The sequence below is a fragment of the Natronorubrum halobium genome (genome assembly GCF_051351675.1).
In the GTDB taxonomy this organism is placed as follows: domain Archaea; phylum Halobacteriota; class Halobacteria; order Halobacteriales; family Natrialbaceae; genus Natronorubrum.
This window is the reverse complement of record NZ_CP195595.1, coordinates 733,117-754,740: the sequence shown is the minus strand read 5'-3', so window position 1 is coordinate 754,740 and position 21,624 is coordinate 733,117. Positions and strand designations below refer to the sequence as shown.

General features: G+C 62.6%; 21 protein-coding genes. 14 read left to right on the top strand and 7 right to left on the bottom strand.

Annotated features, from left to right (window positions below; translation table 11 throughout):
* The first annotated feature begins 89 nt into the window (after nucleotides 1-89).
* The 4 genes from ACSFC7_RS03680 to ACSFC7_RS03665 are packed head-to-tail and all read left to right on the top strand — an operon-like array spanning nucleotide 90 to nucleotide 5,289.
* Nucleotides 90-1,037, top strand: coding sequence for a TAXI family TRAP transporter solute-binding subunit (locus tag ACSFC7_RS03680; RefSeq protein WP_436346411.1), 948 nt, complete (start codon nucleotides 90-92; stop codon nucleotides 1,035-1,037).
* Nucleotides 1,038-1,076: 39 nt separating this feature from the next.
* The gene (locus ACSFC7_RS03675; RefSeq protein ID WP_436346410.1) at nucleotides 1,077-1,601 is read left to right on the top strand and encodes a DUF1850 domain-containing protein; all 525 of its coding nucleotides are present in this window, start codon (nucleotides 1,077-1,079) and stop codon (nucleotides 1,599-1,601) included.
* A gap of 16 nt (nucleotides 1,602-1,617) precedes the next feature.
* Nucleotides 1,618-4,350 carry a TRAP transporter permease gene (locus ACSFC7_RS03670; RefSeq protein WP_436346409.1) on the top strand — a complete coding sequence of 911 codons (2,733 nt, stop codon included), beginning with the start codon at nucleotides 1,618-1,620 and terminating at the stop codon, nucleotides 4,348-4,350.
* Between the two features lie 54 nt (nucleotides 4,351-4,404).
* The gene (locus ACSFC7_RS03665) at nucleotides 4,405-5,289 is read left to right on the top strand and encodes a hypothetical protein (RefSeq protein ID WP_436346408.1); all 885 of its coding nucleotides are present in this window, start codon (nucleotides 4,405-4,407) and stop codon (nucleotides 5,287-5,289) included.
* A gap of 78 nt (nucleotides 5,290-5,367) precedes the next feature.
* On the opposite strand, the gene ACSFC7_RS03660 is transcribed toward ACSFC7_RS03665, so the two are convergent.
* Both ACSFC7_RS03660 and ACSFC7_RS03655 read right to left on the bottom strand, forming a co-directional pair.
* Nucleotides 5,368-5,721 (bottom strand): hypothetical protein, encoded by a 354-nt coding sequence (locus tag ACSFC7_RS03660; RefSeq protein ID WP_436346407.1) that lies wholly within the window; start codon nucleotides 5,719-5,721, stop codon nucleotides 5,368-5,370.
* Nucleotides 5,722-5,845: 124 nt separating this feature from the next.
* A complete protein-coding gene (locus ACSFC7_RS03655; protein ID WP_436346406.1) occupies nucleotides 5,846-6,382 on the bottom strand; it encodes a hypothetical protein in 537 nt (178 codons plus the stop codon).
* A gap of 105 nt (nucleotides 6,383-6,487) precedes the next feature.
* Here ACSFC7_RS03655 and ACSFC7_RS03650 point away from each other — a divergent pair, with 105 nt between their 5' ends.
* On the top strand, nucleotides 6,488-7,138 hold the full coding sequence (locus tag ACSFC7_RS03650; protein WP_436346405.1) for a metal-dependent hydrolase: 651 nt from the start codon (nucleotides 6,488-6,490) through the stop codon (nucleotides 7,136-7,138).
* Between the two features lie 724 nt (nucleotides 7,139-7,862).
* On the opposite strand, the gene ACSFC7_RS03645 is transcribed toward ACSFC7_RS03650, so the two are convergent.
* Nucleotides 7,863-8,501, bottom strand: a complete 639-nt coding sequence (locus ACSFC7_RS03645; RefSeq protein WP_436346404.1) for an IMPACT family protein — start codon at nucleotides 8,499-8,501, stop codon at nucleotides 7,863-7,865.
* 326 nt (nucleotides 8,502-8,827) lie between these two features.
* Between ACSFC7_RS03645 and ACSFC7_RS03640 the strand changes: the two genes are divergently transcribed.
* Entirely contained in the window at nucleotides 8,828-9,244 is a 417-nt protein-coding gene (locus tag ACSFC7_RS03640; protein WP_436346403.1) for a DUF7522 family protein, read from the top strand.
* 21 nt (nucleotides 9,245-9,265) lie between these two features.
* Here the strand turns inward: ACSFC7_RS03640 and ACSFC7_RS03635 are convergent, their stop codons facing one another.
* Nucleotides 9,266-9,769, bottom strand: a complete 504-nt coding sequence (locus tag ACSFC7_RS03635) for an amino acid-binding protein (protein ID WP_436346402.1) — start codon at nucleotides 9,767-9,769, stop codon at nucleotides 9,266-9,268.
* Nucleotides 9,770-9,965: 196 nt separating this feature from the next.
* On the opposite strand from ACSFC7_RS03635, the gene ACSFC7_RS03630 reads away from it, so the two are divergent.
* Nucleotides 9,966-10,730, top strand: coding sequence for a hypothetical protein (locus tag ACSFC7_RS03630; protein WP_436346401.1), 765 nt, complete (start codon nucleotides 9,966-9,968; stop codon nucleotides 10,728-10,730).
* Here ACSFC7_RS03630 and hisB read toward each other — a convergent pair.
* Nucleotides 10,727-11,314, bottom strand: a complete 588-nt coding sequence (gene hisB / locus ACSFC7_RS03625; protein WP_436346400.1) for an imidazoleglycerol-phosphate dehydratase HisB — start codon at nucleotides 11,312-11,314, stop codon at nucleotides 10,727-10,729. The two genes, ACSFC7_RS03630 and hisB, sit on opposite strands and share 4 nt — an antisense overlap.
* A 290-nt stretch (nucleotides 11,315-11,604) precedes the next feature.
* Between hisB and ACSFC7_RS03620 the strand changes: the two genes are divergently transcribed.
* Both ACSFC7_RS03620 and ACSFC7_RS03615 read left to right on the top strand, forming a co-directional pair.
* Nucleotides 11,605-11,874 carry a hypothetical protein gene (locus ACSFC7_RS03620; protein WP_436346399.1) on the top strand — a complete coding sequence of 90 codons (270 nt, stop codon included), beginning with the start codon at nucleotides 11,605-11,607 and terminating at the stop codon, nucleotides 11,872-11,874.
* A gap of 156 nt (nucleotides 11,875-12,030) precedes the next feature.
* The gene (locus ACSFC7_RS03615) at nucleotides 12,031-13,563 is read left to right on the top strand and encodes a TrkH family potassium uptake protein (RefSeq protein WP_436346398.1); all 1,533 of its coding nucleotides are present in this window, start codon (nucleotides 12,031-12,033) and stop codon (nucleotides 13,561-13,563) included.
* Nucleotides 13,564-14,167: 604 nt separating this feature from the next.
* Here ACSFC7_RS03615 and hisA read toward each other — a convergent pair.
* The gene (hisA, locus tag ACSFC7_RS03610) at nucleotides 14,168-14,902 is read right to left on the bottom strand and encodes a 1-(5-phosphoribosyl)-5-[(5-phosphoribosylamino)methylideneamino]imidazole-4-carboxamide isomerase (protein ID WP_436346397.1); all 735 of its coding nucleotides are present in this window, start codon (nucleotides 14,900-14,902) and stop codon (nucleotides 14,168-14,170) included.
* Nucleotides 14,903-15,075: 173 nt separating this feature from the next.
* On the opposite strand from hisA, the gene ACSFC7_RS03605 reads away from it, so the two are divergent.
* The 3 genes from ACSFC7_RS03605 (at nucleotide 15,076) to ACSFC7_RS03595 (ending at nucleotide 18,655) form a co-directional block, all read left to right on the top strand.
* On the top strand, nucleotides 15,076-16,932 hold the full coding sequence (locus ACSFC7_RS03605; protein WP_436346396.1) for an SLC13 family permease: 1,857 nt from the start codon (nucleotides 15,076-15,078) through the stop codon (nucleotides 16,930-16,932).
* A gap of 91 nt (nucleotides 16,933-17,023) precedes the next feature.
* Nucleotides 17,024-18,187 (top strand): anion permease, encoded by a 1,164-nt coding sequence (locus ACSFC7_RS03600; RefSeq protein ID WP_436346395.1) that lies wholly within the window; start codon nucleotides 17,024-17,026, stop codon nucleotides 18,185-18,187.
* Between the two features lie 42 nt (nucleotides 18,188-18,229).
* Entirely contained in the window at nucleotides 18,230-18,655 is a 426-nt protein-coding gene (locus ACSFC7_RS03595; RefSeq protein WP_436346394.1) for a universal stress protein, read from the top strand.
* Between the two features lie 22 nt (nucleotides 18,656-18,677).
* Here the strand turns inward: ACSFC7_RS03595 and ACSFC7_RS03590 are convergent, their stop codons facing one another.
* On the bottom strand, nucleotides 18,678-19,166 hold the full coding sequence (locus ACSFC7_RS03590; RefSeq protein WP_436346393.1) for a hypothetical protein: 489 nt from the start codon (nucleotides 19,164-19,166) through the stop codon (nucleotides 18,678-18,680).
* A gap of 292 nt (nucleotides 19,167-19,458) precedes the next feature.
* Between ACSFC7_RS03590 and ACSFC7_RS03585 the strand changes: the two genes are divergently transcribed.
* The gene (locus ACSFC7_RS03585; protein WP_436346392.1) at nucleotides 19,459-20,640 is read left to right on the top strand and encodes an anion permease; all 1,182 of its coding nucleotides are present in this window, start codon (nucleotides 19,459-19,461) and stop codon (nucleotides 20,638-20,640) included.
* 324 nt (nucleotides 20,641-20,964) lie between these two features.
* A complete protein-coding gene (gene fer, locus ACSFC7_RS03580) occupies nucleotides 20,965-21,354 on the top strand; it encodes a ferredoxin Fer (protein WP_436346391.1) in 390 nt (129 codons plus the stop codon).
* Nucleotides 21,355-21,624 lie beyond the last annotated feature (270 nt).

The following is a 21,624-nucleotide window of genomic DNA, read 5'->3' as shown; positions in this document are numbered from 1 at the left end:
TCGATCGACGTGGTCTAGTATGCCACTACATTTACGTTACGATTGACAATCGGGAATATATAAATATCTCCAGCTCGCTTCCTTAAGATATGCGACACAATATTAATAGGAGACAGTTCGTGACTGCTGTAGGGGCTGCTGGAATGGCCGGTCTCGCTGGCTGTTCGGGTGAGGACGACGAAGACACGCTCTCATGGCACGCGGGTGGCACCGGTGGAACCTACTACCCACTCTCGAACAACTTCAAAACGATCGTTGAGGAACACACGGACTACTCGCTGCAGGTCCAGTCGACCGGTGCAAGCCTCGAGAACGTCGGCAACCTCAATCGTGAGGAAGCCGAGTTTGCACTGATTCAAAACGACATTGCGTACTTCGCGTATAACGGCACCGGCCACGAGGACCTCGAGGGCAACGAGATGGAGAACATCCGCGGCGTCGCAACGCTGTACCCCGAGACGATTCACGTTATCACGCAGGACGACTCCGGGATCGAAACCATCGAAGATCTCGATGGGGGGACGATCAACACCGGCGACGCTGGCAGCGGAACGCAGGTCAACGCCCTCCAGATCCTGGAGACGGCCGGCATCGAGGAAGGCGACTTCACCGAACAGAACACCGACTTCGATACGGCGACCGACCAGATTCGCGACGGCGACGTCGACGCGGCGTTCGTCGTCGGTGGCTGGCCGGTTGGCTCCGTCGAGAACCTCGCGAACAGTGCGGAGATTTCGCTCGTCGAGGTGTCCAGCGACCTCCGCGAGGACATCATGGGCGCAGCCGAATGGTTCGCCGAGGACACGATCCCGGCCGAAACCTACGAGGGGATCGACGAGGACGTCGAGACGGTGTCCGTACAGGCGATGATCGCCACCCACGATGGGGTCGACGACGACGTCGTCGAGACGGTGACCGAAACGATCTTCGACAACGCCGACGATATCGACCAGAAGGCGGAGTTCATCGACGTCGACTCGGCACAAGACGGGATGCCGATCGACCTCCATCCGGGCGCCGAAGCCTACTTCGGATAAGCGCGATACACGATCACCGCTGTTTCCCATTCACCGATCGTGTCCCGATTGACTCGCCGCCTGGTCGTGGTCGCTGTCGTTCTCCTGGTACTCGGAGCGACTGCAACCGTCACCACGACCGGATCTGCGGACAAAACGCTCGTCGTTACCGATGCAGATACTGACGAGCGGCTGCTCGAGGTCCCGGTCGACGACAAAGACCAGGTGACGCTTTCGTACACCCACAGCGTCGAGAAAACGACTGTCGAAGACATCTACGTCGTCGACGGAACACGGCTCCGAATGGAACGAATGGTGTTTCACTCGCACGGGGCCGGCCTCCCCTCTGACGCACCGATCGAACGGACCGAGGAGGGATTCGTGCTCGAACTCGACGAGACGTACGAAGAACTCGGCGTCGTGCCCGGTTCGATCGCTGGACACGAACTCGTCGTCGGCGACGAGCGGTACGATCTGGTCGCACTCTCGGACGGACCGGTTGTCATCACGCTCGTCGATCGGATCGTGGTAGACGATATTTTCGACGCCGATCCCCGATTCACACCGCTGCTCGAATCGAGATGACTGTTTCCAATCTGCTATGAGTAAAGATAACCACGACGGAGACGCGCTTCCAAAAGAGGACGCAGACGCCCTCTCAGAGGAGGAACAAGAGGAGTTGTTACAGGAGGTCGAACGACGGCGATCCCATCAGGGACTGGCTGCAGCCATCGTCGCCCTGATCGGAATCACGTTTTCGGCGTTCCAGATGTGGGTCGCCGCTCGCAGCTATCGGTTCGGCGCGACGTTCCCGGTCGTCGGCGAAATCGAAATCGCCTCGCTCCAGCCGCTGCAGGTCAACGCGATCCACGTCACGTTCGCGCTGCTGCTCGCGTTCCTGTTGTTCCCGGCGAGCAAGGGTGACGGATTCGTCGCTCGACGACTCGGGGCGATCGAATCCGCTACTCGAGAGCGATTCGGCTCGGACCATTCCCTGACGCAGGGTATCGAACGGCTCGGTGACGGCGTTCGGTGGGCGGTGGTCGATCCGTCGCTGCGTCGCATTACACCGCTCGATATCGCCCTGATCGGCCTCTCGTTGCTCCCTGTCTACTATGTCGTCACCGACTACAGCGAGATCCGCCAGATGGCGACCTTCGGTATCGGGGCCGGAAGTCCGTTCCACGAGATCTTCCCCTTGATCGAGCCGCTCGTGATGGGGCTCGCTGCGGTCGGTGTGCCAATAGACGAGTGGTCCGGTGCGTTCCTGCTGGGCGCTCTCGGTATCCTCCTGGTACTCGAGGCGACCCGGCGGACGCTCGGCACGTTGCTCATGGCGCTGATCGCCCTATTCATCGTCTACGCCAGGTGGGGCTACTTCGTCCCCAGCGACTCGGTCATCGGCGCGCTGGCAATCCAGCCCGATAACTGGGGGAACATCGTCTACAACCTCTGGTACATCACGGAGGCGGGCATCATGAGTACGCCCGTTTCCGTCAGCGTCCGCTTTATCTACATCTTCATCCTCTTCGGGGCGTTCCTCGAGATGAGCGGCGCCGGCAAGTGGTTCATCGACCTCGCGTACTCGCTGACCGGCACCAGAAAGGGTGGGCCGGCGAAAGCCAGCGTCGTCTCGAGTGGATTCATGGGCATGCTCAGCGGGTCGTCGATCGCGAACACGGTGACGACGGGTGCGTTCACGATCCCGCTGATGAAGCGGTCAGGCTACTCCCCCTCGTTCTCCGGCGCCGTCGAATCGTCAGCCTCGTCGGGCGGCCAGATTCTGCCGCCCGTGATGGGTGCCGCCGCGTTCCTCATCGTCGAGTTTACCGGCACGTCGTACTCGACCGTGATCGTGGCGGCCACGCTGCCCGCGATCGCCTTCTTCTTCGGGATGTGGGTTATGGTCCACTTCGAGGCAGTCCGGGGCGGAATCGGCGGCCTCCCGCGTGCTGAACTTCCCGACGGCCGCTCGAAGTTCCGCACCGGTTGGTTCTATCTGGTTCCGCTCGTCCTCCTAGTCTACTTCCTGGTCATCGCCCGGTTCTCGATCAACCGCGCCGGCTGGTACACCATCGTCGCCGTCGTCGCACTGATCTCAGTCGTCGCCGCGTACAACGAGCGGACCCGGCTTCCGCTGCTGGGCACGATCACTGCGCTCTATCTCGCTCAGGTCGCAGCCCTCGCGAGTTACGGGGTCGGACTCGGCGGGGCGATACAGGCGCTGGCCGGACTCGAGTCGGCGGCAGATCCGTATTCGATCGGCGATGCGGCAGCCACGGCGGCGTCGGATCTCGGCCTGATTGCGATTCTCGTCGGTCTTGTCTTCATCCTCGCCCAGTCACGGCCGGATGCGCCGTTGCTCGAACTCGACGAGTCGGTTGACGAGTTCGCACGACAGAGCGCAACGCGAGTCGGCCGGCCGTCGCTCGCGGAGAACACCGGCTACCGCTTCGGTTCGTTCGTGCTGAAATCGATGGACTCCGGTGCGCGCACCGCGACAACGGTCGTCATCGCCGTCGCCGCGGCGGGCGTCGTCCCGGGCGTCATCAGCATCTCTGGGCTGGGTCCGAACCTCGCTGCCCTCATCAACACCGTCAGTGGCGGCTCGATTCTGATCTTGCTCGTTCTGACGGGGATCGCCTCGATTATTTTCGGCATGGGGATGCCGACCACCGCGATGTACATTATCCTGGTTGCGATGCTCGGCGGCCCGATCGAGGACCTCGGCATCTGGATCGTTGCGGCCCACCTCTTCATCCTCTACTTCGGCCTGATGGCGGACGTTACCCCGCCCGTCGCCGTCGCCGCCTTCGCCGGGGCGGGCGTCGCCAAGGCCGACGAACTCAAGACCGCGACCATCGCGTTCCTCCTCTCGTTGAACAAGATCCTCGTTCCGTTCGCGTTCGTCTTCTCACCGGGCATCCTGCTCGTCCGAGAGGTCAACGGCGAGTGGGGGCTCGTCGGCTGGAGCGACGTCACCGACGTTAGCTTCTTTGCATCCGAGGTGGCGGTCCCCATTCTGGGGCTGTTCCTCGGCGTGTACGCACTCGGGGTTACGATCATCGGCCACCAGTACTCGAGCGTCGACGCCGCGCGACGTGGCCTGTACGCGGTCGCCTCGATCCTGCTGATGGTCCCCGAGATCCCGCTACTTGTTTGCGAAGGGCTGCTCTCGCTGGCCGGGCTGTCGGTCGGACTGACCGGTTTCTCGATGACGTTCCCACTGCGGGTCGTCGGCTTGGCGATGCTCGTTACGCTGTCGTACCGCAACAACGCTCGCCTCACGGGTGCAGATTCGGAGCCGTCACCACCTACGGCTGGCGACGCCTGAGGACGGCTCCACAGACCGGTTGCTTTTTTAATACGATCGAGCGTACATCAGTTCGTGACTGCGTACAATTCGGTCGTCTCGCCGGACACCAGCGACCGCGACGACGGCGACCCAGACGCGGCGTTCCAGGTCGCCGTTGCCGTCTACAGCGGCGCACTTCTCGCCGGTTTTACGGCGACAGCAGCCGTGCTGACAGCGTCCATACCGACCGCTCCGGACACCATCTCAGCCACAGTCGGAACCGCCTACGCGGGTGGTTTCGGCGTCGGCTGTGTCGCCGGTGTCATCCTCTCGAGAGTCGATCGTCGGCTCCCGATACGACTCGGCCGCACACTGATCCGGCGACTGACCCTCCTCACCCCGACAATTCCGTTCGTCGTCCTGTGGCTGGCCCCGCTCGAGCCCCCAGTCGACGTCGTCGCCGTCTGGTCGGTGATCGCCGTGTTCGTGACGGGCTACGTCCTCTCGCAGTTGGCCGGGAACCGGTACGTCGACGCGGTCACCCCCGGCGAACCCGACGAAACCTGGCGGTGGGATCCGCCCGGCTCCGTCCGACTCGACGTCGCGCTCTTCGTCCTCTACATCGTCCTCGCCGTCGGCAACGCCGTCAGCGGGAACTGGCTGCAGGCGCTGCTGTGGCTGACGCTCGGCGTCGTCTGGATCGGCAGTTGCCTCGCAGAAGGGCGGTGGGCGTTCGGTCCGGGACGGGATCGCTGCGAGATCCAGTTCTACGAGACTGGTCTCGTCAAACGACGGCCGTACACGAAGACGTTCGTCGCGTGGCACGACATCGATCACACCCGCTTGCGCGGTGACGAACTCGTCCTCGATTACGGCCTGCGCGACGTGCGATTCGACCGCGACGAACTCGAGGATCCGGACGCCGTGCTCGAGGCCGTCGATCGGCGGCTGTCAGGCACTGAGTCAGGATATCAGTAGCGAGTCCCCACGTTCGTGTAGAATTTCGGGTGTGGAAAGGCCGGCAAGTAGAGGTGAAGGTTACCGGTCAGTACGGCGTCAATACAGATAATAGGAGAGTGCTGGAACCGAGATGAACAGCAGTTCTGTGAATATGGCTCCGCCAAGGTGAACGACGCCTGCAAGTCCCCATACGTTACTCGGTGACCACGTTCTATCCCCGCTGAGCGTCCGGAGGTCCGCAAGTAAACAAATGAAGACGACCACTGCCACGAGGATTCCCGTCCAGAATGAGAGCATCTGGAGTATGAACCACACAACGTCCATGCCAATAGTTGAATCAGGAGATTGAGCCGTGGCAAAGAAGGCACGGGACGCGAAATAAGAGGTCAACGACGTCAGAATCACGAGAGGGAACAGAAGGATTCCGTACCACCACGACGAACTTGACATATTACACGGTTACAGTAGAGCGGCATAATTATGACTGAAAGGTGATTCGATGCAATCCAACCGCTCAGTTCGCACATGGAGTTGCCGTTCAGTACAGGGGAGATAGTGATCGCGATAGGGCTGTTTACGGAAAGTGGCTAGTGAAGATCCCATTTAGACGTATCTCTTCACTATTTACCGAAACAGACTCGGGGCTGTCGTCTTTTTCGTCAGTGATCTTGATGAGCAGCGAGTGGGTTCTCAAATCATCGTCGACACCGCGCCACCACGGGTGTTCGACAACCACGTTGAGGTAAAGCCCATCATCCGTGCGGGAAATCGTCTTGAGCGCGAGATCGGGATCTGTTTGCATCCCTGTTTGGACGACTATGAGATAAGCGTCGTCGAAATCGGTCTCCTCAGCAAATGCCATCGCAGAATCGTCGAAGATGATTTCACTTCCTGCCGCCTCCCCATCTTCGATAGTTCTGTGATACTCATCTCTTGGACCCACATCGTGATGCTCCCGTGCTGGCTCACCGAACACGTTTCCCGTTACGTATAGCGTGTCGACATCCATTCCGTCCGGTAGGGAAGGTGACTGATACCAGTCCCACGCAAAGTACCCACCAGAAACTCCGGCCCTCGCTCCGACGACGGCGAGCACCTGACGGCGGTTCATACGTGTAGTTATCGAAATTTATTGAAATAGGTCTTGTGTAAACCTGACTCATGAGTCGTTCAGTTCGTAACCAGCGTTATCATAAGACGTGAACCCCCTCCGTCAATGAGCAGTATGGCTTTTCCGGCCAATTGCAGACACATGAACGAACCGGTGCGCTTCGAACTGCGATACGTGAGGAATTATTTTACCCGCTCGATCTCGTTTCTCTCGTCAATGTGGCCTCTTGGACATGCGGCGATCGGCTATCTCCTCTATCGGCTCACGACCCGTGTTCGATTTGATCGTCCGCCTGGATATAGATCAGTTCTCGTCCTCATGTTCGGAACCCAGTTTCCGGACCTCGTCGATAAGCCTCTCGCATGGATACTTGGCGTTATTCCTTCCGGGTCTGGTCCAGGACACTCGCTTGTCGTTCTCGGAGCGCTTGTAATCGGATTTGGCTGCTGTACCAGTTGGCACGGGAACAGAGAATATGTAGCAGCGTTCGGAATTGGAGCACTCGCGCACGCTCTGACTGACGCAGTCGAAGTGCTGTGGAATCCGTATACGACTACAGGTTCGCTCTTTTGGCCCATCAGCTCTCCCTCCACGCCTACCGTAATGGGGGCTCTGTTCGAGCCGCTTTCCGAGTTATACTTCATCGCCGAATTCGCCCTCGTCGGAATTGTGCTCGGATGGTGGTACCGTGACGGGTGCCCTGGCCTCGAACGGATCCGTACTGCGCTCAGGCAAGCGCAGGCCACGCCGAAGTAGGTTCAAGAATCGGCCTCCGTTCAGTTCGCATGCGTAGTTGCCGTTCAGTACAGGCGATTCACAGAACAATTGTTTTCAAACGTTCTTTTGAGTTGATTCATCCAGCTGCTACATGTCTACGTCTTCGAGAACAGTCCTATCGTTGCTCATGATACGAAGTTCGCCATTTCCACATGAGCAAGCTGGCCCCCTTCCAGTCCCAATTGGCCGTATTTCGCCGTCAGGGCCGAGATGTACTGCAAGAGCAGTTCTACAGTTATCACACACTGCTACTGCCTTCTGTATTTCATTATTACCAGCCATCTCTACTGAAGCTTAGGAGACAACAGCTCTTATGACCCTGACATTTTCATTAACTCACTGTGTTTTGATTAACTGAGAGAATCAATCTACGTTCAGTTCGCACACGTAGTTTCCGCTCAGTACAGGGCAAGGAGTTGCCACTGCGGTTTAGTCGCAAGCACTGCACCCGCGAGCGGAGCGCGGTTCGGAGGCCGAAGGCCGAGAACCGCGGAATTCCGAGCGGGCAACGGCCGCGAGGAGGGGAGCGAGCATCCTCCTCGTGAACGAAGTGAACGAGGGTTCGGGGAACTTCGTTCCCCGGCATTTTTAGCGTAGATTTTTGCGCTGAGAGGTGAGTGAGCGAAGCGAGCGAACCCGAGGCGCAAAAAGGTACTTCTGCTTACCCACGTCACACAGCGTGACAGGCCGACCTACCCCGCGTTCACTCGAGGTCGACACGCCCGCTCGTCGCGCTCCGCAGTCGATCGCGAAACGCGTCGGTCTCCGCGAGCGGCACCCGAACCTCGAAGGAGACCGCCGCCTGATAGTCGGCGTCGAACTCGTAGCCCTCGCTCTCGAGAATGCTCCGAACGGTGCCCGAGTCGTCGTACTCGACGCCGACCGAGACCGTTTCGTGGGGCCGCTCCTCGACGATACCCGTCGCCTCGACGGCCTCTTTGACCGCTCGAGAGTAGGTGCGGACGAGGCCGCCGACCCCGAGATTGGTGCCGCCGTAGTAGCGCGTGACGACGACCGCGCAGTTCTCGATCTCCTGCTGGGTGAGGACGTTCAGCGCCGGTTTCCCCGCGGAGCCGGAGGGCTCGCCGTCGTCGCTCGAGTACTCCCGTAGGAAGCCGCTGTCAGCGCCAGCGTCGCCGTCGCCCGCGCCGTCGTGGCCGACTCGCACTCGATAAGCGGGAACGTTGTGGGTGGCGTCGGCGTACTCCTCGCTGACGGCGTCGACGAACGCTTCGGCGGCGTCGACGGAGTCGACCGGCCGAACGTGGCCGATGAACTCCGACCCCTGGACGACGAACTCGGCGGTCGCCGGTTCGGCTACCGTCAAATACGTGCGACTCACGGCCGGTCACCCCACACGCGTCGTGACCGCTTTCGGACGCGCCACGACCGACTCCGGACACGCCACGACCGACTCCGGACGCGTCGTGGCTGCTCCTGAACGGATCGTAACTGGCGACCCCGCCGCCGACGCATCCGCCGCTGCCGCTCGACCATAGCCCCGATACGCTGGCCCGCGAAAAGAGCACGTCGGTCCCGTTTCGAGCCGTCGACGACCGTGCTCGACCGTCCCCTTCCAGCCGATAGCCGACGATCAGTCACGGCGTCTGACTCGAATCAACTGCCTGAAACCCCACGTTCTTAACGCTCTCTGTGGTTCATGTAACCATGAGTGACGCTACCATCGACCCCACGCTCGTCGACGAACTGAAGAGCGTCTGCCGGACGGCCGTCGGCGACGAACTGCGGAGTATCACCTACTTTACCGAAGACGAGGTCGAACAGCTCTATCTCCGCTCGGACCTCGATCGGACCGCCGATCTGGTCGGCTTCGCCGACCACGAACGACTCGGCTTTCGCTCCCAGTCGGCGTACCGAAACACGCAACTCGGCGACTACGAGGCGACGATCCGGATGTTCGAGAACGGCTACCTCTCGCGAGTGATCCGCGGTCCCCACGGCGTCTGGGTGACGACCGACGATATGTCGATGGAGCGGTTCGAGGAGCTAACGAGCGCGCTCGAGTCGGTCCTCGACGAATTCGCCGACGACGTCGACACCGAGAGCAAGAGCGAGAGCGAGTGAGCTACCGGAGTCGAATCTCGACTACTGGATCTCCATCTTCCGGACGAACTCGAGTTCGCGGATCGCGGTGAAGACCTCGCCGGACAGTTCCTGGTCGGTGATCAGGTAGAGCTGCGGTTCGTCGGTGAACTCCGGATCCTCGCTGATCGTCTGGCGGATCGAGATGTCATGTTCGGCGAGCGTTCCCGTGACTCCCGCGACGATCCCCTTCTGGTCGGCGTCGTCGGGCGTGATCGTCAACACCGTCAGGTCGAGCACCGGTGCGAGGTCCATCAGACTCGGCACCTGCGAAATGTTTTGAAAGATGCGACGCAGTTCGGGATCGTCGAGGATGACATCGGTCGTCGAGTCGACGACGCGGCGGTCGACGCCGATCTCGCGAGCGATACCTGTGTTCGGAATCTCGATGCCGCCCGAAACGACGCGGCCGTCGTCGTTGACGGAAAACCCCCGCTCCAGCAGGAGCCGAATAACCGCCTGCTGGCTCGGGGAGCCCTCGAACTTCTCCATGATCTCGTCGAACATTCGTTCTCGTATCTATGGGTGCGGGGGTATAATGTCCGGTGATCGACTCGAGCGCCGGTTCGAACGGTGACGAACCGCGTCGAGCATCGCCGTTTCGGTCGGTAACGGCCCGCTCGAGTCCCGTTCCGGACCCGACGGACACCCGAACACGGCGTCTGACGGGCGATTTTTGAGGGTCCAGCCAGTAGCCTCCCCCATGCGCGCACTCCGGACCTGTGACTTCTGTGACGGCGAGGCCGTCGGCACCTTCGAAATCGTCCCGCCCGAACTCGAGCCGACCGAGACCGAACAGCGCCGCGTCGTGCTCTGTTCGGGCTGTCGAAACCAACTCGAGGACCTCCTCGAGCCGTTGCTCGCCCGCGCCGGCGTCGGCGACACGAGCACGACGGCCGACGCTGATGAGACGGTGGCGGACCCAGACACGGACGGTGACAGCGGAACCGTCGTCGCCACGGCGAACGAATCGACGCAGAAACAGGCACGAACGTCGAGTCCGAACGCGACCGTTTCGGAGTCGGATTCCGACGACAGTAACGATACCGGCGATACCGACGACGTCGACGTCGATTCGGAAGCCGGACCGATACTCGAGGACGGGATTTCGTTCGAGCGATCCGACTCGGCAGCATCTGACGACTCGAGCGACCCCGCCGGCGAGTCCGGGGCAATTAATTCCGCGGATGAAGGCGGGACGAGCGAGTCCGCGGACGCAGACCGAACGGACCGGTCCGCGAACGAAACGGAGACGGCCGCCAGCGAGTCCGCGACACGGCCGCCGAAGGCCTACGGCAAGGTCGTTCGGCTGCTGCAAAACCGGGAGTTCCCCGTGCAACGCAACGCCGCCGAGAATCTGGCCGCCGGCGCCTACGAACTCGAGTCACACGAGGTCGAAGCGATCATCGACCACGCGCTCGAGCAGGGCGAGTTCGTCGAGAACCGCGACATGCTCGAGCGACCCTAGAGCGTCCCTTTCGTACTCGGCGTCCCCGTTCGTCGCTCGTCGACCCGCGTCGCGTCGTCGAGCGACCGCGTGAGCGCCTTGAACAGCGCCTCGACCTCGTGGTGGGCGTTCTCCCCGGTGACCTCGCAGTGAACGGTGAGGCCGGCGTTCATCGCCAGCGACTCCCCGAAGTGACGAGCCATGTCGCTCGTGAAATCCCCGATCTGCGCCTGCGAGAACCTCCCGTCGAAGTAGAACCGCGGCCGACCGCTCACGTCGACGACCGCACCGGCGACGGCCTCGTCCAGCGGGACTTTCCGGTCCGCGTAGCGGACGATGCCCGACCGATCGCCCAGCGCCTCGTCGAACGCCTCCCCGAGGACGATCGCCACGTCCTCGACCGTGTGGTGGTCGTCAACTGCGAGGTCGCCGTCGCAGTCGATCTCGAGGTCGAACAGTCCGTGTTTGGCGAACGACGTCAACATGTGGTCGAAAAAACCGATCCCCGTATCCACGTCGGCGTCGCCGCTGCCGTCGATCGACAGCGTACACTCGATCGACGTCTCGGCGGTCTCGCGCGTGATGGTCGCCGTTCGCTCGCTCATACCGTTCCGATGTGGCCGCCAGTACAAGGAAATTGCGCTCGGGACCCGTCGGTTCGATCGAAGACGCTCGCGTTCAGCGATCGATTTGCCGATCGTGACCACCCCGAACGGTCAGAAACGAGTTATCGGCTTAGGAAGAGCTATAAAACATCTAATCGTCTTTTAGATCGTTTCGAAACGTCGTATGGATTGCATATACGGTCTGAAACGGACCGAAACGACGGCAAGGTTCGGCCCATTATATGATGTGTTGGATGAATGTCGTTCATACAGGACAGTGAATCGAACCGATGTCTAACCACTCCCCGCTCTCGAACGAATCGATCGGTCCGTCCGGCCCTGAACCGGACCGACCACACGATCAGCCCGACCGAACACCCCTCCGCTCGCTCAAAGGACCGGCGCAGTTCCTGTCGTTCTGGGTGGCGATCGCCCTCCCGTTCGTCCACCTGCCCCTCGTCGCACAGGGACTGGGCGACCCGCAGATCACCCTCACGTTCATCGCGCTGCTCGCGGTCAACGTGCTCGCGCTCTACGTCGGCCACGGCTACAAGCAGTGATCTCGCGGATTCGACACGACAGCTTAATTTGGAACTGTAGTCGGGTCTCGAGTCCCTCCTTCGTCTCCCATCGCCGTCCCTCGGCGCGAGCAGTGACGAGCCGCTGTCGGTTTCCGAACTGATTAATGCCCTCCCACCCGCAGGTACGGTCACTCGATGGGGATTCGTGTCGACTGGCGCTCGAGTTGTAGTCTCACCGGAACGGTGCTGAAGTGGCTCGCCGTCCCGCTCGCCGTCCCGCTCGTACTGGCGGTGTTCGACGGTGACGACCCGCTACCGTTCGTCGCGGCGGTCGTAGTAACGGTCGCCGTCGGTATCGTACTCGAAGGGCTGAGCGGCCACCGGAAACTGGAACAGCGGGAGGCGTTTCTGATGGTCGCACTGACCTGGCTCGGCGTCGCCGTTATCGGTTCGATCCCGTTCTCTCTCGTCGGCCTCGGTGCCCCGCCGGAGTCCGCGTTTTCGGCATCGGTCGACGGCCTCGTCAACGCCGTCTTCGAGAGCACGAGCGGGCTCACCACGACCGGTGCGACGATCATGAGCGGCTGGGACTTCGACAACCAGTCCCGTGCGATCCTGCTCTGGCGGCAGGTGCTCCAGTGGCTCGGCGGCCTCGGGATCCTGATCGTCGCCATCGGCCTGCTCTCGAGCCTGATGGTCGGCGGTGCACAGCTGATGGAGACCGAGACGCAGACGAGAAACGTCCGCAAACTCCGTCCGCACATCGACGAAACGGCTCGACTCATCTGGGGGCTGTACGTCGGCCTGACGGTACTCGCCACCATCACGTTCTACGCGCTGTACCTGGCCGGGTTGGCACCCAACATGGACCTCTTCAACGCCGTCTCCCACGCGCTAACCAGCGTCGCGACGGCCGGGTTCTCCCCGGAACCCGAGAGCGTCGGCGCGTTCGCGCCCGTCGTCCAGTGGGCCGTCATGCCCTTCATGATCCTCGGAGCGACCAACTTCGTCCTGCTGTACTACGTCATCCAGGGGAATTTCCGCCAGCCCCTCGAGTCCGAGGAGTTCCGGTTCTACATCGGCATTCTGGTCGGGTTCAGCGCGATCGTCGCGGCGATCCTCTGGATGGATCCGGCGATCGACAGCGGGCTCGAGGAGACGATCAGGCACGGGCTGTTCAACGTGGTGTCGATGGTGACGACGACGGGCTACGCCTCGACGGACTTCAGCCGGTGGTCCGCCGGCGCGGCGCACATGCTCTTTCTGTGTATGTTCCTCGGCGGGATGGCCGGGTCGACGACCTGCTCGATCAAGTCCCTGCGCTGGCTCGTGACGCTGAAGGCGTTCCGGCGAAACCTATTCACGTCGATTCACCCGGACGCGGTGCGTCCGCTCCGGCTCGGCGACACCGTGGTCGACGAGGAGACGATCCGAGACATCTACGCGTACGTCCTCCTGGCCATCGTCATCTTCTTCCTGCTAACGATCTTCGTCGTCGTCGACGCGGCCCGCTTCGCCGATCCGGACGTTACCGAGTTCGAGGCCCTCAGCGCGTCGGCCTCGATCTTCCTCAACATCGGCCCCGCGTTCGGAATGGCCGGCCCCATGGACAACTACGCCGGCTTCCCCGTCACCACTCGCATCGTCATGATCGTCATGATGTGGATCGGCCGCATCGAGATTATTCCGGTGCTCGTCCTGCTGACGCCGGCGTTCTGGAAGTCCTAACGACCAGCTTTTGCGCTGCGTTCTGGAGTCGACGACGGCAGCGTTGCTGCCGCACGTCGCTCCGTCACTCGGCAAAACCTGGACCAAAAGCATTCCTCCCTCCCCATTGGATCGGTCGTCGGCCCGCTCGCTCCCGTCGGTCGCTCGCGGTGAGTACCGGTGAGTCGCCTGCCCTCCCCCGAGTCACACGACTCTCGCGTTGCTCGAGCCGTGCTCCCGGCCGGTGAACCCACGTGGCGCGCGCTGAGCCGTGGTGAACGAAAGCGAGGCGTGAACACAGTGAACGCCTCGGAAAGCGAGCGGTGACTACCGGGAACCGCGAGTTCAGTGAACCGCGGCTCGAATATGTGCGAGGTCTTCGTGAGTGAAACGAACGAAGGCTCGTCAGAGCTTGCTCTGACGGTGGATGAGCGACTGAAAGGAGCGTAGCGCGGAACCTCTGGTTCCGCGGACCGTGCGAACGCGCGCTCCGCGCCCGTGAGCAGAAATCGGCTGGGGAGGACGCGGAAATCATCGCCGCCAGTGTGAGCAGCACGCTCGAGTCGTCGTTCGGTTCCTCGGAAACGCACTCGAAATACCGACTCCACGTCTCTGCCCAACTGCCTCAACTGCTGTCGACGGCGTCCCGCGCTTCCTCGAGCGAAAAGTTCCCCTCGTACAGCGCACTGCCGACCACGACCGCCGCCGCACCGGCCTCCTCGAGGTCCCGCACGTCCTCGAGCGTCGCAACCCCACCGCTCGCGACGACCGGGATATCGGTCGCCTCGACCAGTTCCCGCACCGGTTCGGTAGCCACGCCCTGGAGTCGTCCCTCCACGTCCACGTTGGTGAACAGAATCGCCGCAGCCCCCAGTTCCTCGTACCGGGCGGCGGCTTCGACCGGCGAAATTCCGGCCCCTTCGGTCCAACCTTCGACGACGACCTCGCCGTCTTTCGCGTCGAGACTGACGACGACGCTGTCGGGTTGTTCGGCGCTGATTTCGGCCACGATGTCGGGGTTCTCGACCGCCGCCGTCCCGAGGATGACGCGGTCGACGCCGCGCTCGAGCAGGTCGATCGCGTCCCGTGCGGTTCGAATCCCGCCTCCCAACTGCGTGGGGACGTCGACGGTCACGAGCACCGCGTCGATAGCCTCGGCGTTCTTGCGCTCGCCGTCGAACGCGCCGTCTAGGTCGACGAGGTGCAGCGACTCCGCACCCGCGTCGATCCACCGCTGGGCGGCCTCGACGGGGTCGCCGTAGGTCCTCTCGGTACCGCGCTCGCCCTGGACGAGCTGGACGACCTCGCCGTCCTGGAGATCGACAGCAGGGATCACTTCGAACGTCGGAAAGGCGCTCATGGCGGGTGGCAGGAGCGGGGTGTGCCTAAAGCCACCGACTTCGGCGCTGGACTCGAGATGAAACGATCCCGTCGTCTCGTCCGTGCGCTCCGCGTGACGAGTCTCGCCGCGTTACAGTTCGAGTCTCATGCAGAGACGTTACGGGCCGAGACGGCGTGGATTTCGACAGTCGAATGTCGGAACTCGTCGCGCTCGCACAGGAACCCGTCACCCAGCCCGAACTGACGACGGACGTTCTCGTCGTCTTCGGCGTCGTCGCGCTCGCGCTCGTGCTGTTCGTCACCGAACGGCTGCCGATCGACGTGACGGCGATCCTGCTGATCGTGATTCTCGTCGTCCTCGAGCCGTGGACGGGGATCGATCCGAGTACGGGCATCTCCGGCTTCGCGAACGACGCGACGATCACCGTCCTCGCGATGCTCATCCTGAGCGGTGGCATCGCCCGAACGGGTCTCGTCCAGGAACTCGGACGACGGATGGCCGGCTTCGCGGGCGAGAGCCTCCGGAAGCAGCTGTTCGCGACGGTGCTCGCGACCAGTCCCGTCTCCGGCTTTCTGAACAACACGCCCGTCGTCGCGTTGCTGGTACCGGTCGTCACCGACGTCGCCAACCGCGGGAATACGTCGCCGTCAAAGCTTCTCATTCCGCTGTCGTACGCCTCGCAGGTCGGCGGAATGCTCACCCTCATCGGCACGTCGACGAACATCCTCGCGAGCGACATCAGCGCTCGTCTCGGCTCGGAGTACCCCGAACTTCACGGGTTCTCGATGTTCGAGTTCACCCAACTGGGCGTCGTCGTCGTCGTCGTCGGCTCGCTCTACCTGATCTTCGTCGGCCACTACCTCCTGCCCGAACGCGTGCCGCCGCGGGCGGACTACCTCGAGGCGTACGAGGTCGGAGACTACGTCGCCGACGTGGCGGTCGTACCCGGCTCGCCGCTCGTGGGCGCGACGGTCGGCGACACGACCAGCAGACTCGGCCCCGAAATCGACGTCGTGCAGGTCGTCCGCGAGGGTGAGCGATCGATCGCTCCGCGTCGAGATACGCACCTCGAAGAGGGCGACATCCTCGTCGTTCGCACGGATCGAGACGCGATCACGATGCTCGAGGACGCCGCGGGCGTCGAACTGGTCGGCAACCCGCAATCCACCCCGGAGATATCCGACGAGGACGGCGAGGGGATCGTGACGGAGCTGGTCGTCTCGCTCGACTCGCGGCTGGTCGGCGAACGGCTCGCGCCCGAATCGTTCCGCGAGGAGTTCGGCGCGGCCGTACTGGGACTTCGCCGCCACGGCGCGCTCGTCGGCGAGCGACTCGTCGGGCGGCGACTCGACGTCGGCGACACGCTGCTCGTCCAGGCCCCGCCCGAGACGCTCGATCGGCTCTCGCGGCGCGACGACGTGATCGTCGCCCGCGAACCGCCCCGGCCCGAGTACCGGGCCGACAAGGCACCCATCGCGGTCGCGATCATGATCGGCGTCGTCACCGTCGCCGCCCTCGAGATCTATCCGATTCTGGTCACCGCGCTCGCGGGCGTCGTCGCGATGGTCGTCTCCGGCGTTCTCGACGCGAACGAACTGTACGACGCCGTCGAGTGGGATATCATCTTCCTGCTCGCGGGCGTGATCCCGCTGGGAATCGCCCTCGAACGGACCGGAGCGGCGACGCTGCTCGCGTTCGCGGTCGTCGAGGCCGCGGGGGTGTTGCCGACAATCGCGGTCCTCTGGCTGTTCTATCTGCTCACGGCGCTTCTGACCAACGTCATCAGCAACAACGCCAGCGTCGTCCTCCTGATCCCGGTCGCGGCGGCCGCAGCGACCGGAATCGGGGCGAACCCCTTCGCCTTCGTCATGGCGGTCACCTTCGCCGCGAGCACGGCCTTCCTGGGACCGATCGGCTATCAGACCAACCTGTTCGTCTACGGTCCCGGAGGCTATCGATTCAGCGACTACGCCCGGATCGGCGCGCCGTTGCAGTTGCTCCTCTCGGTCGTGACTGTGCTCGGCATCGCGTTCTTCTGGGGAACGTGACGAATCTCGAGCGTAAGATAGCAGTATTACTCGTTTATCGTACTGACAGCATCCAGTACTCCTTTCAGGAACACACGTGTATTATCCGCCGATGGTCGAAACTGTGCTGTTGGTTGGGGTTGTCGCCTCCATCTTCGTGGGGTTCAATATCGGCGGTTCCTCGACCGGGATCGCGTGGGGACCCGCCGTGGGAGCGGGGCTCCTCCGAAAGACCACGGCGGCCGCGCTGATGACGTTCTTCGTCTTCCTCGGCGGCTGGACCGTCGGCCGAAACGTGATGGACACCTTGGCGGGCGACATTATCGCGATCGAGATTTCGCTCGCCGCGGGCGTTGCCGTCCTCTTTTTCATCGGGCTGGGGATCCTCATCGCGAACGTCTTCGGCGTCCCCGTTCCGACGTCGATGACGACCGTCGGCGCGATCGCCGGACTCGGGCTGGCGACGGGGACGCTCAACTTCGACACGATCGGCTGGATCGTCTCGTGGTGGATCGTGACGCCGATTATCGGCCTCTGGGTCGGCGCGACCGTCGGGCGCTACATCTATCCGGAACTCAACCGGCGGTTCGAGATCAGGACGTCCGAGGGGGCGTTGCTCGCGGTGAATCGCAGCGGCTCGGTTCCGAAACTGGCACTCGGACCGAACACGACCTACCAGGAGCTCGGCGGGACGATCGTCGTCCTCGTCATCGGCTGTTACATGGCCTTCAGCGCCGGTGCGAGCAACGTTCCGAACGCCGTCGCACCGCTGGTTAGCAGCGGCGCACTCGAGGTCAACACGGCGATCATCATCGCGACGGTCGCGATCGGTCTGGGCGGGTTCACGATCGCCCGCCGGACGATGGAGTCCGTCGGCAGCGAACTCAGCGACATCCCGCTGCTCGCGGCGTTGATCGTCATGATAACCGCCTCGACGATCACGACGCTCCTCTCGTGGGCCGGCATTCCGATCAGTCTCGTGATGTCCTCGGTGATGACGATCGTCGGACTCGGTTGGGGGCGAGCGACCCGTCCCATCACGGCTCGAGACGCCGTTCGGGGGAAGACCGACGCGGAGCTGTCGATGGGGGCGCTGACGGCGGAACCGGACGCCCCGATGACCAAAATCGGTGAGGCGGAGTCCGACGAGGTCCTGAACGCCGGCGATCTCTTCAACCCGCGGGCCATCGTCAAGTACGTCTCGATGTGGATCATCGGCCCGTCGATGTCGACGCTGCTCGCGTACGGCTTCTTCACCGCCGTCGGGATCAGCTGACGACTCCCCCGCGTTTATTCGCGTCGCTGGTGTAGTCTCCCTATGATCTCACGGGTTCTCGTCCCGATGGACGGCTCCGAAATGAGCGAACGCGCCCTCGAGTACGCCCTCGAGGCCTATCCGGACGCCGCGATAACCGTCTTGCGCGTCGTCGGCGAACCGTCGCCGATGTGGGGGGAGGCGACGGGGCTCTCGCTGGCCGACGACCTCGACGAAGTGGCGGCGGAACACGCACAGCCGACCTTCAATCGCGCACGCGAAATCGCCGAGCGCGCCGGTGGCGACGCCGAACTCGAGACCGACGTCCAGCTGGGCACCCCCGTTCGCGCGATCATCAATTGCGCCGACGACTACGACACGGTCGTCATCGGCACGCACGGCGGTAGCGTGGCGGAACGGCTGTTCGTCGGCAAGGTGGCCGAAAAAGTCGTGCGGCGGTCTCCGGTCCCGGTCGTGATCGTCCGGTAACCGGATCCCGCGACCGGCGCGATCAGTCTTCGGTTCGGTCGTCGTCGATTGACCCCTCGATGAGTCCCTCGACCTCGTCCTCGCGGGGGCGGCGGTCGACGCGCTCGTCGACGGATTCGACCTGCGCCTGTACCTCCTCGAGTTGGTCGCCGACGGTCTGTTCGACCGTTTCTTCGACGGCATCGCTGACGGTCCGTTCGACGCGTTTCTCGACGGTATCGTCCATGGTCCGTTCGACGCTCTCCTCGACGGTGTCACTGACCGTCCGTTCGACCTGTTTCTCGACCGAGTCGTCCATCGTCTCTCTGACCGACTCCTGGACGGCCTTGGTCATCCACTCGGGATCGAACCGGGCCATCTTCCAGACGACGTGGAGGATGTACGAGGCGAACACGCCCAGCCCGAACGTCAGTCCGATCCGAATGTCGAGCGTCGCGATCAGGCCGATCGAGAGGAAGATCAACGCTCCGTACGCGAGGTCGATGATCGCGTCGACGCGTGCCGGATTCATAATCGCAACCCGTCCGACTCCGCGTCGGTTTGTGGGGCTCGCGAGTGTACCGGCCCGTCTTCACACCGTACCCTTCCGTTTCCCTCAATCGGTGGGACGCGTGGCAACATGATGTCGAACCGTACGATACGGCCGACGAAATCCTTTGGGACGACGAACGGATCACCGACCACCACTGACTCGCGCGTCGAGTCGTCGCGAGACGTTCGGGAAGACTCGTGTGTGACGGCATCTCACTGGGTCGACTGGCGAATAGGCGCGTTTTTAGGATTGGCCCGCTTACGCTCTGGACGTGACAGAAGTACTGCTTATTGTGGGACTCATTGTCGCGGTGTTCGTCGGTTACAACATCGGTGGTGCGACGACCGGACCGGCGTTCGGGCCGGCCGTCGGCGCGAACGTGATCACGAAGCTGATGGCAGCCGCACTGATGTCGGTCTTCTTCTTCTTCGGAGCGATCACGATCGGCCCCCAGGTCGTCGACACGCTGGGGAACGAACTCGTCCACGACACGGCGATCTTTACGATGCGATCGAACGTCGCCGTCCTCTTCTTTATCGGGGGCGCGCTGTTCATCGGCAACTACGCCGGCGTTCCCGCCTCGACCTCGATGACGGCCGTCGGTGCGATCGCCGCGCTCGGCCTCGCGACCGGCGAACTCAACTGGGCGGTGATGGGCGAGATCGTCGTCTGGTGGATCGTCGCACCGATCATCGGCTTCTGGGTCGCAGGCGTCATCGGTCGGTACTTCTATCCGCAGATCAACCGGTGGATCGCCATCGAAGGGGACCGGGAGGGGCGCCAGATGATTACGATCGATCGCTCGAGTATCGTTCCGCGATTCCGGTTCCAGGAAAACGCCACTCGACGGGAGGTCACCGGCGCGTTCGTCGTCGTCGGGATCGGCTGTCTGATGGCCTTCTCGTCGGGAACGAGTAACATCGCGAACGCCATCGCCCCGATCTACGGCACGGGCGACGTCGACATGATCCCGCTGATCCTGATCGGTTCGGCGGCGGTGACCGTCGGGTGTTTCACCATCGCCCGGCGAACCATGGAGACGCTCGGGAACGATATTACGAACCTGCCGCTCACGGCGGCGATCATCGTCGCCATCGTGGCATCGACGATCGTCATTATGCTGTCGGCGATCGGCATTCCGGCGAGCTTCGTGGTGGTGGCGACGATGGCGATCATCGGTCTCGGCTGGGGCCGTGCAACCCGGACGACGACGATCTCCGACGCTCGGAAGGGCGAGGAGACCCGGGTCTCCGTCGGTGCGCTCACCGCCGAGGAAGAAGGAGAGCAGGCCCCGCGTATCGGCGAGGAAGAACCCGAGGACATCCCGAAAGCATCGGATCTCTTCAACCCCTCGACGACGGCCCGCGTCATCATCATGCAGAACGTCGTCCCGATCATCTCGACCGTCGGCGCATTTCTCACGTTCCGGTTCGTCCCGATTTTCGGCTTCTGACGACCGACTGCGGGTCGGACACCCACTCGAACGGTCGCCGGACCGGTGGTCGAACGAGCCTCCGTCGGAGTGACGGGCGAACACACGACCTCGAGTTCCATCGAGACGTGATCGCAACTCGGGACGACGTTCCACGACGCTGCCACGAACGCGGTACCCACTGTAACCACGCTGGAGTTGCGATGTTTCCGTTTCTCGTCGCGTTCCCGGCCCGTTATTTGACGGATGCTGATATTCTTTGCTTCGAAATAGTCAATTCTGATTGAAAGACAATTTAGGACTGAACAGCAAGCTATACCAGTGCGGGTCTCGAATCGTAGAGTGATGCCCACGGTAGAATACCTCAACTACGAAGTGCTAGACGACCAGGGATGGGAGATGGACGACGACGACCTCTTCGGTCAGGCCGCCGACGCCGGTCTCGACGAGGAGGACTACGGGACTCTCGACGTCGCCGAAGGCGAGTACATCCTCGAGGCCGCCGAGGCTCAGGGCTACGACTGGCCCTTCTCCTGCCGTGCAGGCGCCTGTGCGAACTGTGCGGCCATCGTCTACGAAGGCGAGATCGAGATGGACATGCAGCAGATCCTCTCGGACGAGGAAGTCGAGGACAGGAACGTCCGTCTGACCTGCATCGGTTCCGCAGAGACCGACGAGGTGCAGATCGTCTACAACGCAAAGCACCTCGACTACCTGCAGAACCGCGTCATTTAAACGACAGCGCACAGTTCGACGGATGCACCCCGCTTTGGGGCCGCATTTTCGCCACGTTCGTTGCGAGGACGACAGTGAGCGTCCGCTCTGAAACGGAGTCACGGCATCGTCGATACCGACCGTACCGCATCGAGAGCCAGCAACGCTACCGCATACGACAACGGGTCGATCCGTGGGCTCGTCCGGGATCGACCGCTCACTCGAGTGCTGATGCTGGTCCCGACGGCTATCGACTCGCAACCGACCCGTGGTCGGAGCCGAAAGGATAAC

Excerpts from the sequence above, each read along its gene's own strand:
- ACSFC7_RS03680 (WP_436346411.1), top strand. The coding sequence starts at position 90 with ATGCGACACAATATTAATAGGAGACAGTTCGTGACTGCTGTAGGGGCT.
- ACSFC7_RS03670 (WP_436346409.1), top strand. The coding sequence starts at position 1,618 with ATGAGTAAAGATAACCACGACGGAGACGCGCTTCCAAAAGAGGACGCA.
- ACSFC7_RS03660 (WP_436346407.1), bottom strand. The coding sequence starts at position 5,721 with ATGTCAAGTTCGTCGTGGTGGTACGGAATCCTTCTGTTCCCTCTCGTG.
- ACSFC7_RS03655 (WP_436346406.1), bottom strand. The coding sequence starts at position 6,382 with ATGAACCGCCGTCAGGTGCTCGCCGTCGTCGGAGCGAGGGCCGGAGTT.
- ACSFC7_RS03650 (WP_436346405.1), top strand. The coding sequence starts at position 6,488 with ATGAGCAGTATGGCTTTTCCGGCCAATTGCAGACACATGAACGAACCG.
- ACSFC7_RS03640 (WP_436346403.1), top strand. The coding sequence starts at position 8,828 with ATGAGTGACGCTACCATCGACCCCACGCTCGTCGACGAACTGAAGAGC.
- ACSFC7_RS03635 (WP_436346402.1), bottom strand. The coding sequence starts at position 9,769 with ATGTTCGACGAGATCATGGAGAAGTTCGAGGGCTCCCCGAGCCAGCAG.
- ACSFC7_RS03630 (WP_436346401.1), top strand. The coding sequence starts at position 9,966 with ATGCGCGCACTCCGGACCTGTGACTTCTGTGACGGCGAGGCCGTCGGC.
- hisB (WP_436346400.1), bottom strand. The coding sequence starts at position 11,314 with ATGAGCGAGCGAACGGCGACCATCACGCGCGAGACCGCCGAGACGTCG.
- ACSFC7_RS03620 (WP_436346399.1), top strand. The coding sequence starts at position 11,605 with ATGTCTAACCACTCCCCGCTCTCGAACGAATCGATCGGTCCGTCCGGC.
- ACSFC7_RS03615 (WP_436346398.1), top strand. The coding sequence starts at position 12,031 with ATGGGGATTCGTGTCGACTGGCGCTCGAGTTGTAGTCTCACCGGAACG.
- hisA (WP_436346397.1), bottom strand. The coding sequence starts at position 14,902 with ATGAGCGCCTTTCCGACGTTCGAAGTGATCCCTGCTGTCGATCTCCAG.
- ACSFC7_RS03605 (WP_436346396.1), top strand. The coding sequence starts at position 15,076 with ATGTCGGAACTCGTCGCGCTCGCACAGGAACCCGTCACCCAGCCCGAA.
- ACSFC7_RS03600 (WP_436346395.1), top strand. The coding sequence starts at position 17,024 with ATGGTCGAAACTGTGCTGTTGGTTGGGGTTGTCGCCTCCATCTTCGTG.
- ACSFC7_RS03595 (WP_436346394.1), top strand. The coding sequence starts at position 18,230 with ATGATCTCACGGGTTCTCGTCCCGATGGACGGCTCCGAAATGAGCGAA.
- ACSFC7_RS03590 (WP_436346393.1), bottom strand. The coding sequence starts at position 19,166 with ATGAATCCGGCACGCGTCGACGCGATCATCGACCTCGCGTACGGAGCG.
- fer (WP_436346391.1), top strand. The coding sequence starts at position 20,965 with ATGCCCACGGTAGAATACCTCAACTACGAAGTGCTAGACGACCAGGGA.